This is a genomic window from Kibdelosporangium philippinense (assembly GCF_021390435.2).
Lineage (GTDB): Bacteria > Actinomycetota > Actinomycetes > Mycobacteriales > Pseudonocardiaceae > Kibdelosporangium > Kibdelosporangium philippinense.
The window spans coordinates 234,723-248,338 of the sequence record NZ_JAJVCN010000002.1; the positions used below are offsets into that span (position 1 = coordinate 234,723).

Sequence of the window (13,616 nt, forward strand, 5' to 3'; positions counted from 1 at the left end):
TATCCCCTTTTGCTACTCCCGCTCCGCCAGGGTGACCTCAAGGCCCCCGGCGAGGTCGGCGGACACGTTGTAGACGAAGGCCGCGACCGTGGCCAAAGCGCTGAACAACACGATGTTCACGGCGCCGATGATCGCCGCGACGCCGAAGACCCGGCCTGCGCTGATCAAGGGTTCCGCGGTGGTGTTCGCGCTGGCCTGGAACAGTTCGTTCGCCGTGCCGTTGATCTTGTCCCAGACGCCCATGCCTTCCAGCACGGCGTAGAGCACACCGACGGCCACCAGCCACACGAAGAACAGCGCCACACCGAGAACCAGTGCCAGTTTCAGCACAGACCACGGGTCGAAGCGCTTGATCTGCAGGTTTGCCCGGCGTGGGCCGCGGCCCGGGCGGCGCAGCGCACTGGGTGGCGCGGTGCCAGCGCGTTGGGCCGCGCCTGCCATGCCCGGCACCGCGCTGTTCGCTGTGCCGAGGTTCACAGTTGTCCTTGCCGGGCCGCCGCCGAGCGCGGGTTGCGGTCCGGTCTGGTGCAGGCCGACCGGCGGGTATTCGCCGAGCGCCCGTGGCGCCGCCGTTCCGGTCACGACCGGGCGGGCGATGTTCACGGTCTGCTCGTCGACCAGCCGGGGCCGGGTGGGCTCCTCCGGCGGAGCAGGCTGCTCGTCCTCAGCCTTTTCCTCGGCGGGTTCCTCCGCTGCCTCCGGCTCCTCCGCGTACTGGGCGTCACTGGTGACGCGCTGCCACGGGGGCGGCGCGCCGTTCGTGTCCTCCTCAGCCACCACCGGCTTGATGGCCTGGGTCTTCTCACCCTGCCCGTTGGACTGCGCCTCCGGCTGCTCGGCCGGCTCTGAACGGTCCGCGGTGGACACTGTGGACGTCTGGTTGACGTCCACCTCCTGCGTCTTGTCCGTTCCTCGACCGTCCTGGGTCTCGGGGGGTGTCACGACCTGGTCCTCGTCTCCTCGTCGGCGGTGTCCCGCGAACTGGATCTATTCTGCGGGCTGTTCCGTTGACGCGCCGGATGTGTCTGTGGTTGTCTCGTCGGCTGTCGTTTCCTTGCCAGCCGTTTCCTCGCCGTCCGCGATGACCTCGCCTTCGACGACGGCCTCGGCTTCAGCGTCACCGTTGGACGTGTCCTCGGCGCTCCGGGCGATCGCCACCAGCAGGGTGCCCTCGCCGATGTTCATCAGCCGGACGCCCTTGGTCTGCCGTCCCGCCTTGCGGACCTGGTCGGCCGAGGTGCGGATGACCCCACCAGCCGACGTGATGGCGTAGATCTCATCTTGTGCTTCGACGATGAGAGCTCCTACCAGCCTGCCACGCTTGCTGTCGTGCTGGATGGTCAACACACCCTTGCCGCCGCGGCCCTGCACTGAGTAATCCTCGATCGGCGTGCGCTTCGCGTAGCCACCGTCCGTCGCGACCAGCACGAATGTGCCTTCCCTCACAACACCGAGGGTCAGCAGTTCGTCACCGGAGTTGAACCGCATCCCGAGCACACCGGACGTGGCGCGGCCCATCGGGCGCAACGCCTCGTCGGACGCGTGGAACCGGATCGACTGGCCGCCCGCGGACACGAGCAGAAGGTCGTCTTCCGCCGAGCAGAGCACCGCGCCGACCAGCTCGTCGCCTTCACGCAGGTTGATGCCGATCAGGCCACCGCTGCGGTTGGAATCGAAGTCGGACAGCTTGCTCTTCTTGACAAGGCCGTCCTTGGTCGCGAGCACCAAGTAGGGCGCGACCTCGTAGTCCTTGATCTGGATGACCTGTGCGATGTGCTCTTCCGGCTGGAACGCCAGGAGGTTGGCCACGTGCTGGCCGCGCGCGTTGCGGCTGGCCTCGGGTAGCTCGTACGCCTTCGCCCGGTAGACCCGGCCCTTGTTGGTGAAGAACAGGATCCAGTCATGCGTCGAGCACACGAAGAAGTGCGCCACGATGTCGTCCTGCTTCAGGCCCGCGCCCTGCACGCCCTTGCCGCCACGCTTCTGCGCGCGGTACAGGTCGGTCTTGGTGCGCTTCGCGTAGCCGGTGCGCGTGATCGTCACGACCACGTCCTCGACCGCGATCAGGTCCTCGACCGAGACGTCGCCGTCGAACGGGATGATCCGGGTACGCCGGTCGTCGCCGTACTTGTCGACGATCTCCATCAGCTCGTCGCGCACGATCGCGCGCTGGCGCTCCGGCTTGTCCAGGATGTCCTGCAGGTCGGCGATGTAGCGCTCGATCTCGGCCAGCTCGTCGATGATCTTCTGGCGTTCCATCGCGGACAGCCTGCGCAGCTGCAGGTCCAGGATGGCGGTCGCCTGGATCTCGTCGATGTCCAGCAGTTCGATCAGGCCGTTGCGGGCTTCCTCTGTGGACTGTGAGCGCCGGATCAGGGCGATCACCTCGTCCAGCATGTCCAGCGCCTTGACGTAACCACGCAGGATGTGCGCGCGCTCCTCGGCCTTGCGCAGGCGGAAGCGGGTACGCCGGACGATGACCTCGACCTGGTGCTTGACGTAGTGCCGGATGATCTGGTCGAGGCGCAGCGTGCGCGGCACGCCGTCGACGAGCGCCAGCATGTTCACGCCGAAGTTGTGCTGCAGCTGGGTGTGCTTGTACAGGTTGTTCAGCACGACCTTGGCGACCGCGTCACGCCTGAGCGTGATCACGATCCGCATACCGGAGCGCTTGTTGGACTCGTCGGCGATCTCCGAGATACCGGCGATCTTGGCGTCCCGCACGAGCGCGGCCATGTTCTCGATCAGGTTGTCCGGGTTGACCTGATACGGAAGTTCGGTGACGACAAGGATTGTCCGGCCCTTGGCGTCCTCTTCGACCTCGACGACCGAGCGCATCCGCACCGAGCCACGGCCGGTCCGATACGCGTCCTCGATGCCGGACGTGCCCAGAATCAAGCCGTGCGTGGGGAAATCCGGTCCCTTGATCCGCGTTATCAACGCTGCCAAGGTTTCCTCGTCCGAGGCGTCCCAGTTCTCCAGCGCCCACACGACTCCGTCCGCGACCTCGCGGAGGTTGTGCGGCGGGATGTTGGTGGCCATACCGACCGCGATGCCGGAACTGCCGTTGATCAACAGGTTCGGCACACGGGACGGCAGGACAACCGGTTCCTGCGTCCGGCCGTCGTAGTTGTCGCGGAAGTCGACCGTGTCTTCCTCGATGTCGGCCAGCATGTGCATGGCCAACGGGGTCAGCCGCGCCTCGGTGTACCGCATGGCGGCCGCGGGGTCGTTACCCGGCGAGCCGAAGTTGCCCTGGCCGTCGATCAGTGGGTAGCGCATCGACCAGCCCTGGGCGAGGCGGACCAGGGTGTCGTAGATGGCCGAGTCACCGTGCGGGTGGTAGTTACCCATCACGTCGCCGACGACGCGCGAGCACTTGACGTACCCGCGGTCCGGGCGGAAGCCGGAGTCGTACATCGAGTACAGAACTCGGACGTGCACCGGCTTGAGGCCGTCACGCACATCCGGCAGCGCCCGGCCGACGATCACGCTCATCGCGTAGTCGATGTAGGAGCGCTGCATCTCGTGCTGGATGTCGACCGGCTCGGTGCGGTCCCCGTCCGGCGGCAGAGTCGTCTCGGTCACGGTTCTTCTTTCGTCTGACTACCCGGTGAAAAGGTCTGCTGTGGACGGTTAGACGTCGAGGAAACGAACGTCCTTGGCGTTGCGGGTGATGAAGGAGCGGCGGGCTTCCACGTCCTCGCCCATCAGCACGCTGAACAGTTCGTCCGCCGTTGCCGCGTCGTCGAGGGTGACGTGCCCGAGCACCCGGTTGGCCGGGTCCATTGTGGTCTCCCACAGCTCGTCGGCGTTCATCTCGCCAAGACCCTTGTAGCGCTGGATGTTGTCGTCCTTGCCGAGCTTCTTGCCGTTGGCCAGGCCCTGCTCGATCAGGCCGTCGCGTTCCCGGTCGGAGTAGGCGAACTCGGGCTCGACACCGCGCTGCCACTTGATCTTGTACAGCGGCGGCTGCGCGAGGTAGACGTGGCCGGCTTCGACCAGCGGGCGCATGAAGCGGAACAGCAGCGTCAGCAGCAGCGTGCGGATGTGCTGGCCGTCCACGTCGGCGTCGGCCATCAGCACGATCTTGTGGTACCGCAGCTTCGCCAGGTCGAACTCGTCGTAGATACCGGTACCGAGCGCGGTGATCAGCGACTGGACCTCGGTGTTCTTCAGAACACGGTCGATCCGCGCCTTCTCGACGTTGATGATCTTGCCGCGGATCGGCAGGATCGCCTGGAACTTCGAGTCCCGGCCTTCCTTGGCCGAACCACCCGCGGAGTCGCCCTCCACGATGTAGAGCTCGCACTCCTCCGGGTTGGTCGACCGGCAGTCCTTCAACTTGCCCGGCAGGCCGCCGATGTCCAGCGCGCCCTTGCGGCGGACGAGTTCCTTGGCCTTGCGCGCGGCGATGCGGGCCTGCGCCGAGCCGACCGCCTTGGTGACGATCGTCCTCGCCTCGGCCGGGTTGGCCTCGAACCAGTGCGTCAGGTGCTCGTTGCTGGTCTGCTGGACGAAGGTCTTCGCCTCGGTGTTGCCCAGCTTCTGCTTGGTCTGGCCTTCGAACTGCGGCTCGGCCAGCCGGACCGACACGATCGCGGCGAGGCCTTCGCGGACGTCCTCACCGGTGAGGTTGGCGTCCTTCTCCTTGAGCAGCTTCTTGTCACGCGCGTACACGTTGACCACACGGGTCAGCGCGGCGCGGAAGCCTTCCTCGTGCGTGCCGCCCTCAGGCGTGTTGATCGTGTTCGCGAAGGTGTAGACCGACTCGGAGTAGCCGGTGTTCCACTGCATCGCGACCTCGACCTCGATGCCGGTGCCCTTGGCCTCGAACGCGAGAACCGACTTGTGCACGGCCTCGCGCGCGTGGTTGATGTGCTTGACGAAGTCCTCGAGACCGCCCGGGTAGTGGTAGGTCCGCTCCTTGATCCGCGCGGCCTGGCCCTCGGCGTCCTCGGCTGCCTCCTCGTCGGAGACGCGCTCGTCACGCAGCACGATCGTCAGGCCCTTGTTCAGGAACGCCATTTCCTGAAGGCGCCGCGCGATGGTCTCGGCGTTGTAGGTCGTGGTCTCGAAGATCGCCGGGTCGGCCCAGAAGGTGATCGACGTGCCGGTGCGGTCGCTCTCTTCGCCCTGGTGGATCGGCGCGGACGGCTCGGAGGCCACGAAGGTCTGGCTCCACACGTGACCATCGCGGTGCACGACAGCTTCCAGGCGCGTCGACAGCGCGTTCACCACGGAGATACCCACACCGTGCAGACCGCCGGACACCGCATAGCTGTCACTGTCGAACTTGCCGCCCGCGTGCAGCACGGTCATGACGACCTCGAGCGCGGACCGGCCCTCTTCCTCGTGCTGGGCGACGGGGATGCCGCGGCCGTCATCGACGACGCGCACGCCACCGTCGGCGAGCAGGGTCACCTCGACCTTGGTCGCGTATCCGGCCATCGCCTCGTCGACCGAGTTGTCCACGACTTCCTGGACCAGGTGGTGCAGGCCGCGCTCGCCGGTCGAGCCGATGTACATACCCGGTCGGAGCCGCACGGCTTCCAGACCCTTGAGCACGGAAATGGACTCGGCGCCGTAACTCTTACCGTTCTCATTGGCTGCCACGGGCGTGGGTTCTCCTCGTCTCGCCGAGGCCTTTGTGGGCCTGCTTCTGATCCCCTCTACATCTTACTGGTAGAGCTCGCCAGAACCGCCCTTAGGACACCTCTAGATTGCTCACAGACGTCTTACCGTGAACTTCGGCGGGTCACACCGGCCGAGAGGCAAGTTCAGACGCTCAGGTTAGCCGTAAGTGTCGCGTGGTCCACGGCCGGGCACGTGCCTTGGCCCGTACCGCCAGCTCGGTGCCGCCGGACCATGCACCTTGAGCCGTTTGACCACGCCGTTGCCCACGCCTTTGGCGATCTTGGCCAGCAGCTGGCGTTGCAGCAACCGCAACTGTGTCGCCCATGCGGTTGATGACGCCTGCACGGTCAGTTCACCGTCGCGCAGGGACAGCGGCTTGGCGTGTTCGGCGATCTCGGCGCCGACGATCGCGGTCCACCGGCCGAACACCTCGCCGTTCGCCAGTTGGTCGCCCCACCCGCGGTCAGCTGCGATTTTACCCAAAAGTGCGCCAAATTTCTGCGGGTCACGACTATCCGCGCCCGCTCCCGACCAGCGCCGACGCTTGCGTGAGCCGGTGTGCGGGACCTTGGATTTCTCCTTGGCGGCCTTGCGCCGGGTGCCTGCGGCCTCCTTGGCGGCCTGCAGGGCGGCGCGGGCGAGATCCGAGCCGCGGAGCTCACCGTCACCGTGGGTCGCGCTATCCCCCGATTGGGGGGTCTTGTTAGCCGAAATGTCCGAGTTGGCGGCCTTCGAACCGCTCCCGGTCACCGTGTTATCCACACTATCCACAGAGTTGTCCCCAGATGTGGGACGGGTCACACCACTGGGGGTGATCTTCGGTAGCTGATCGTCATCCCGCACGACGCACCTCCCCGTCCGCGACCGAGAACCGGGTCCCGGCCAGTTCGCTGGGCACATCCTCCGCCACCGCGGCCGTGATCAGGACCTGTTCGGCCGCAACGGCCACTTCGGCGAGTCGCGCCCGGCGGCGCCGGTCCAGCTCAGCGAAGACATCGTCCAACACCAGAACCGGCTCGGTCCCCTCGGCCCGCAGCAGTTCATACGCGGCCAGCCGCAGAGCCAGGGCATACGACCATGACTCGCCGTGACTCGCGTATCCCTTCGCGGGGGCCTCGCCCAAGATCAGCTCCAGCTCGTCCCGATGCGGGCCGACCAGGCTGACACCACGGTCCAGTTCCTGCGACCGGTTCGCCGCCATGGCCGCGAGCAGGGCATCCCCGACGATTTCCGGATTAGCGCGATCGCCACCCGGCACGCCGTAGCCCGGTTCGAGGCTGTCGGCGATCGACGACCTATAGGAGATGTTCGCGGGACTGCCGCTGTCACTGCCCGCAACCCCGGCGTACGCCGCTAACACGTGCGGCGCGAGATCCGCAACGAGATCGAGGCGCGCGGCAAGAAGTTGCCCGCCGTGCGTCGCGAGGTGACCGTCCCACACGTCGAGAGTCGCAATGTCGCCTTTGGACCCAGCGCGCCGCGCGGCGCCCGCGGTTTTGAGCAAAGCGTTGCGTTGCCGCAACACCCTTTCGTAGTCCGCACGAACACCCGCGTACCTCGGCGCGCGCAATACAAGAAGGTCGTCGAGAAAACGACGGCGCTCACCGGGATCGCCGCGCACCAACGCCAGGTCCTCCGGCGCGAACAGGACAGTGCGCAGAATCCCGAGCACGTCACGTGGGCGAGGCACCGGTCCGCGATTCACGCGCGCGCGATTCGCTTTGCCCGACGTGATTTCCAGTTCGATCGTGAGCTCGCGGCCTTCGTTGACAACCGCTGTGCGCACGACCGCGCGCTGGGCACCGTGCCGGATCATCGGCGCGTCGGTCGACACCCGGTGCGACCCGAGCGTCGCGGTGTACCCGATCGCCTCGACCAAGTTGGTCTTACCTTGGCCGTTCGCGCCGACAAGCACGCACGGCCCAGGTTCGAATGTCAGGTCGGCGTGCTCCCACGAACGGAAGTCGACAACCTGCAACTGCCGGACGTACACCTCAGGCTTTGTGCACGGCATGCCCGCCGAACTGGTTACGCAGCGCGGCAACCGCGCGCATCGCCGGCGAATCCACTTGCCGCGAAGCAAAACGGGCGAACAACGCGGCCGAGATGACCGGCGCCGGAACGGCGTTGTCGATCGCGGCCGCCACCGTCCACCGGCCTTCGCCGGAGTCCTCGACGTAACCGCGAAGATCGTCGAGCTCCGGGTCGGAGTCCAGAGCGCGCACCAACAAGTCGAGCAACCATGACCGGACAACGGTTCCACGCTGCCAAGCCTTGATCACCGCGGGCACGTCTTCGACGATCTTGGCCGTGTCGAGCAGTTCGAAGCCCTCGGCGTACGCCTGCATCAAGCCGTACTCGATGCCGTTGTGCACCATCTTCGAGAAATGCCCCGCGCCGACCGGGCCTGCGTGCGCGAACCCTTCCTCGCGCGGACCTTCCGGCCGTAGCGAGTCGAAGATCGGCAGCATCCGCTCGACGTCCTCGGCCGCGCCGCCGACCATCAGGCCGTAGCCGTTGGCCAGGCCCCACACCCCGCCCGAGACACCGACATCCAGGTAGTGGATGCCTTTCTCGGCCAGTGCGGCGGCGTTGCGCTGGTCCTCGGTGTACTTCGAGTTGCCGCCGTCGATCACCAGATCGCCTTCGGACAACAGGTTTCCGAGTTCCTCGATGGTCTGCCTGGTCGGATCCCCGGCGGGGACCATCACCCAGACCGCACGCGGCGCATCGAGCTTGCCGACCATGTCAGCGAGCGACTCCGCGTCGGTGACGTCCGGGTTGCGGTCGAAGCCGACCACCTCGTGACCGGCTTCGCGCAAACGCTCGCGCATGTTGAAACCCATTTTGCCGAGGCCGACGAGCCCGAGCTGCACGGTTGTTCTCCCCTTGATCAGCCCGGCAGGCGCACGGGCATAAGCAGGTACAAGTACCCGGCGACAACTTCGCCATTCTCGTCGACCGGCTTGATCAACGCGGGCCGGTTCGGCGTCGTGAACGAAAGTTCAGCGCGATCGGTGTGCAACGCGCCAAGACCATCCTGCAGGTATCCGGGGTTGAACGCGATAGTCACCGGCTCGCCGTCGAACTGAACGGGCAGCTCTTCCTCGGCGCTACCTTCGTCATCGCCACCAGCTGACAACTTCAAGCCACCGCCGGTGAATTCGAGCCGGACCTGGGTGCCTCGCTCGGCGACGAGCGAAACACGCTTGATCGCCTCGACGAGTGGCGAGACTTCGATGATCGCGTTGGACGTCTGCTCGCTCGGCAGCAACTGCCGGTAGCGAGGGAACTCCGCATCGAGCAACCGGGTGGTCGTCCGACGGCCGGTACCGGACAAACCGAGCAGACCGTCGCTTGAGGACAGTGCGAGCTCGACCGTCTTGCCAGCGGTGCCCAGCGACTTGGCCGCGTCGGCGAGCGTCCGCGCGGGCACGAGCACGGCGGCGTCCTCGACATCACCGGACGGCTTCCACGTGAACTCGCGCATCGCCAACCGGAACCGGTCGGTGGCAACGAGAGTCAAGGTTTCGCCGTTGATCTCGACGCGCACGCCGGTCAGCATCGGCAGCGTGTCGTCGCGACCGGCCGCGATGGCGACCTGTGCGACAGCCTGACCGAACACCTCACCGGCGAGCTCACCCGCGTGCGGCGGCATCGGCGGCAACTGCGGGTAGTCCTCGACCGGCATGGTCGGCAGGCTGAACCGCGCACTGCCACAGGTGATCGAGACACGCGCGCCGTCGACCGCGATCTCGACCGGCTGGTTCGGCAACGCCTTCGTGATGTCGGCGAGCAGACGCCCGGAGACCAGAGTGCGGCCGCCGTCGGCGATCGTCGCAGGGACACCGACCGTGGCCGACACCTCGTAGTCGAAACCGGAGATGGTCAGCGCTTCGCCTTCGGCTTCCGGCGTACCGGCGTCCAGCAGGACACCGCCGAGGACTGGAACTGGCGGCCTGGACGGGAGGCTGCGCGCGACCCAGGCGACGGCGTCGGCGAGACCGTCGCGCTCGACGCGGATCTTCATGGAGGTCCTTTCAGACTCGACCTGTTGATCCCCGGAGTGACTCACCTCGAGGTGCAGAGGCTCCAACCGTAGAGCGTGCCGGGCGGTCTCGTCATCCGGGGCTTCGGCTGTCGGCTTTTGGCGGGAGCGAGTTGTCCTCAACCATCCACGCCCCCTGTTTTTGTTCTGTTGATTCCTTGAAAGAGCTAAAACAGTGACAGATATAGGGGCTGTGGGTTGTGTGGATGCCCGGCGTCCGCGCAGGTCGAGCGTGGCGAGCACCTGTGGAAGACCACGGGATGTGATCGGTGGATAGACCCGATCGGCGGTGTACAACTCCCGACCGGCCCCAATCCGTCCACATGATGTGGGAGTTGTCCACAAGCTCATCCCCAGATGTGGGTCGATCTGTGCCCAGGCGATGTGTATGGCGAGAAGTGACGCGAATCGCCCCCTTGGGTGACCCCGAAGGGCCTCCAGACATGTTTTTGGGGCTGTGGACAACTCTCCACAGCCCCAAAAAACTCGCGAACCCGGTCCATCCGGACCGCGGCCGCCGGTCGGTCGATGATCGACTCGGCAGCGCGCTGACAAGCGAAGACACGCTCCCGGCCGCCGACAATCACCCGTCCGGTTGAGTAGCCGGGTGAACTTCGAGCGAACGGACCGTTCGCTCGGTCTCGTCGACGTTTTCCCTGGTCAACCCCACGCGGCCGGATTACGCTCGATTCCGGGGTCGCGCCTCCCCCTGAGGGAGGGTGGGTCTTGTCCTGAGGCTGTTGTGCCGATGATGATCATGGCGGATGCTGTGGATGGCGTTGCGGGTGGGCCAGGTCGAAGGCGGTTTTTGCAGGATCCACAGCTGTGGACAACCCCTGGTGATGGTTGATCGGGCCTGAGGCGGAGTCGGCGGCTGAGTTTCTGTGGAGGAGGGTCGGCCGGGCCAAGTGGCCCCTGCAGAAACCTGCGGCGGCAAGGGGCAAGGGCGCCGAGCGGTCGGAACTTTTCTCTGGACGGTCGTCGGCTGGGCCGGGCACGTACGACAGAAATCTGTGGGACCGGCGCGGTCGATGTAGTGGCTGGGCTGGTGTGTGGCGGTCGGGCCAAACTTTCTGGACGAGGTGCGGGGTTGGGCTGAGGGCACCGGCAGAAAGATCCGATGGCGAGGCCTAGGTGCTGGCGGTCGGCCAGGCGGAGTTCGGCGGGGACCCGGCCGAGCCTGAGCCGCGGCCAGGCGCCGAAGGTTCGACTCCGGATCCGACGCGGGCCCCCAATTTTCTGCGGGAGCCATGGGCCGATGCTTCGGTGGCCGAGAGCAGGAGCGGTTGGCCTGGCTGATCGTGGTGTCTGAATCGGCGCCTTGACCTTCCCCGGAGTTTCTGTAGGCGCAGTGTTCGTGAGCTGCGATTTCTCGGGAGATAGCGGCGGCTCGGCTTGGCCTCTGAACCTGCTGGCGCTGCGGACCTGAGCTGCGGTCTCTTGGGAGAAAGGTGGCGGCTTGGTCGGCTGTGCCGCGGTTCGAATCCGTGCCTCGACCTGCCAGCCTTCTGCGGAGGCTGTGGGCCTGATGCGGCGGCAGCCGGAGATGGAGCGGTGGCTTGACTGCCAGTTTCTGTGAGGGGTGCAGCTCTGAGCCGTAGTCATCGCCAGAAACATTGGCCGCACCTGGCGGTTGCGCTGACCGAGGCAATCCATGCCGCCCTGGCGGCACCCGATCGGTGGATCTTTCTCCTGAGGTCGCGGGTTCAACCGCCTCGGCTCGGCAGAAACCTTCTAGGCCTCGCTGATCTTCCAGCCAGCCGGGTGATCAAGGTTCGCGTCCGGCGACCCGATCTCACAACTCAGAGGCGCTGATGATCAGTCGGCAAAGCGGCAAACGCTTGCCACCGACGGCCCAGCCTCTGAGCGTCCGCTGGAGCCACCGAGGCGCGGCGTGGGGTGAGGGCATCCGCCCGAGACGGCCTTCGTGAACTTTTCTGGGGCCACCCCTGAGCCCAACCACCCGCCCAGAAAAGTTCACGATTCGCGATGCTGACCCATCCGGTCATACCTGCGCGCATGCGAAACGGGCAGGCGCGAAGCCTGCCCGTGATTGCCTTCAGATCAGCCGCGGGCGCGCTGTTTGATTCGGGAAGTGAGTTCTTGGACCTGGTCGTAGGTCCGGCGGCGCTCGGCCATCTCTTTACGGATCTTCTTCTCCGCGTGCATCACTGTCGTGTGGTCGCGGCCGCCGAAGGTCTGGCCGATCTTCGGCAAGGACAGATCCGTCAGCTCTCGGCAGAGGTACATCGAGATCTGGCGAGACTGCGCCAGCGCCTTCGTTTTTCCCGGTCCGCAGAGGTCTTCGATCGTCACCCCGAAGAACTCCGCGGTCACCGCCATGATCGTGGACGCGCTGATCTCCGGGACCTGTGAGTCCGGGATCAGGTCGCGCAGCACGATCTCGGCGAGGCCGAGGTCGACCGGCTGACGGTTCAGGGATGCGAACGCCGTCACCCGAATCAGCGCGCCCTCGAGCTCACGGATGTTGTGCTCGATCCGGGCCGCGATGAACTCGAGAACCTCGGCTGGCACGTTCAGCCGGTCCTGAGCGGCCTTCTTACGGAGGATCGCGATCCGAGTTTCCAGCTCGGGTGGCTGGATGTCGGTGATCAGGCCCCACTCGAACCGGGTCCGCAGCCGGTCTTCCAGCGTCTCCAGGCGCTTGGGCGGCCGGTCGCTGCTGACCACGATCTGCTTGTTCGCGTTGTGCAGCGTGTTGAACGTGTGGAAGAACTCTTCCTGCGTTCCTTCTTTGCCTTCCAGGAACTGGATGTCGTCGACCAGCAGGATGTCGATGTCCCGGTACCTGCGCTGGAAGGCGACTTTCCGGTCGTCACGCAGCGAGTTGATGAAGTCGTTGGTGAATTCCTCGGTCGAGACGTACCGGACGCGCATCCCTGGGAACAGCCGCTGGGCGTAGTGCCCGACCGCGTGCAACAGGTGGGTCTTGCCCAGTCCCGACTCTCCCCAGATGAAAAGTGGGTTGTACGCGCGGGCCGGTGCTTCGGCGACGGCGACCGCGGCGGCGTGGGCGAACCGGTTGGACGCACCGATCACGAACGTGTCGAACGTGTACTTCTCGTTCAACCGGGTCTTCGAGGTCTGCGGCTGGGCAGGCGCGGTGAACGGCTGGCCGACGGCGGCCGGCTGTTTGCCGTTGAAGGTGGGCCAGACTTCCCTGGCTGTGGCGAGCGCCTCACCTTCTTCGTCGACCTCGTCGCTGTCGGAGTCGAGATCGATCTCCGCGACCGGGACCGTGGCAAGCGGCGCGCTCACGCCGACCGGTTCGACCACGGCTGCCGGCGGGGCGACCGCCGGAGTCGGTGATCCGACAGTGTCCACTTTCACAGCGAGGGAGATGCTCCGGCCGAGCCTGCGGGACAGCGCGTCGGTGATCGGTTCACGCAGCGCGCGCTCGATTGCCTCCTTGGCGAAATCACTCGGCGCGGCCAGCAGCGCGGTGCCGTCGAGCAGACCGATCGGCCGTGTCACCCGCATCCACGCCTGTTGCTGGCGTGACAGGATCCCGGCAGACAGCTCACGGACGACCTGTTCCCATACGAGACCAAAGTTGATCTGGTGCTCGGACACCTGGCGGGCTCCCCTCCCCTCGTACTTTTTGTGGATCAAGCGGGCGAGCCGCCGCCCCGCGGGCGTCGCGTTTCATCGCATCCACAGGGTTGTCCACAACTGTGCACGAAGATACGGCGTACCGCAGCGAAGCCCGTATCGGTTCAACGTACCGAGTGGCGGGACGTGACACGGCGGGGCTCCGTTGATCCCCTCTGGCACTCCCCGTGTGACAAACCGGAAGCCGCACGCTAACAAGCGCCGCCCTTGCCCACAAGACGTGCCCGGGGGCTGGGTCGCTGAGCGGCGGCGTGTCGCCCGGGCTACGGTCCGGCGAGCCGGAAGTCCGACCCGGATT

The 13,616-nt window shown here is 66.1% G+C and carries 8 protein-coding genes; all 8 read right to left on the minus strand.

Annotated features, from left to right (window positions below; translation table 11 throughout):
- Positions 1 to 12 precede the first annotated feature (12 nt).
- Positions 13 to 789 (minus strand): DUF3566 domain-containing protein, encoded by a 777-nt coding sequence (locus tag LWC34_RS19945; protein ID WP_372496655.1) that lies wholly within the window; start codon positions 787 to 789, stop codon positions 13 to 15.
- Between the two features lie 198 nt (positions 790 to 987).
- Complete coding sequence (gyrA, locus tag LWC34_RS19950) at positions 988 to 3,588, minus strand: DNA gyrase subunit A (RefSeq protein ID WP_233726687.1); 2,601 nt, start codon at positions 3,586 to 3,588, stop codon at positions 988 to 990.
- A gap of 48 nt (positions 3,589 to 3,636) precedes the next feature.
- Positions 3,637 to 5,616 (minus strand): DNA topoisomerase (ATP-hydrolyzing) subunit B, encoded by a 1,980-nt coding sequence (gene gyrB, locus LWC34_RS19955; protein ID WP_233726688.1) that lies wholly within the window; start codon positions 5,614 to 5,616, stop codon positions 3,637 to 3,639.
- 177 nt (positions 5,617 to 5,793) lie between these two features.
- Positions 5,794 to 6,408, minus strand: coding sequence for a DciA family protein (locus LWC34_RS19960; RefSeq protein ID WP_372496555.1), 615 nt, complete (start codon positions 6,406 to 6,408; stop codon positions 5,794 to 5,796).
- Between the two features lie 61 nt (positions 6,409 to 6,469).
- Positions 6,470 to 7,630 (minus strand): DNA replication/repair protein RecF, encoded by a 1,161-nt coding sequence (gene recF / locus LWC34_RS19965; RefSeq protein ID WP_233728768.1) that lies wholly within the window; start codon positions 7,628 to 7,630, stop codon positions 6,470 to 6,472.
- Position 7,631: 1 nt separating this feature from the next.
- The gene (gene gnd, locus LWC34_RS19970) at positions 7,632 to 8,513 is read right to left on the minus strand and encodes a phosphogluconate dehydrogenase (NAD(+)-dependent, decarboxylating) (RefSeq protein WP_308200110.1); all 882 of its coding nucleotides are present in this window, start codon (positions 8,511 to 8,513) and stop codon (positions 7,632 to 7,634) included.
- A 17-nt stretch (positions 8,514 to 8,530) separates the two neighbouring features.
- Entirely contained in the window at positions 8,531 to 9,667 is a 1,137-nt protein-coding gene (dnaN, locus tag LWC34_RS19975) for a DNA polymerase III subunit beta (protein WP_233726689.1), read from the minus strand.
- 2,082 nt (positions 9,668 to 11,749) lie between these two features.
- On the minus strand, positions 11,750 to 13,279 hold the full coding sequence (dnaA, locus tag LWC34_RS19980; protein ID WP_233726690.1) for a chromosomal replication initiator protein DnaA: 1,530 nt from the start codon (positions 13,277 to 13,279) through the stop codon (positions 11,750 to 11,752).
- Between the last annotated feature and the right edge of the window lie 337 nt (positions 13,280 to 13,616).

Coding starts and splice junctions, on each gene's coding strand:
- dnaN (WP_233726689.1), bottom strand. CDS start 9,667: ATGAAGATCCGCGTCGAGCGCGACGGTCTCGCCGACGCCGTCGCCTGG.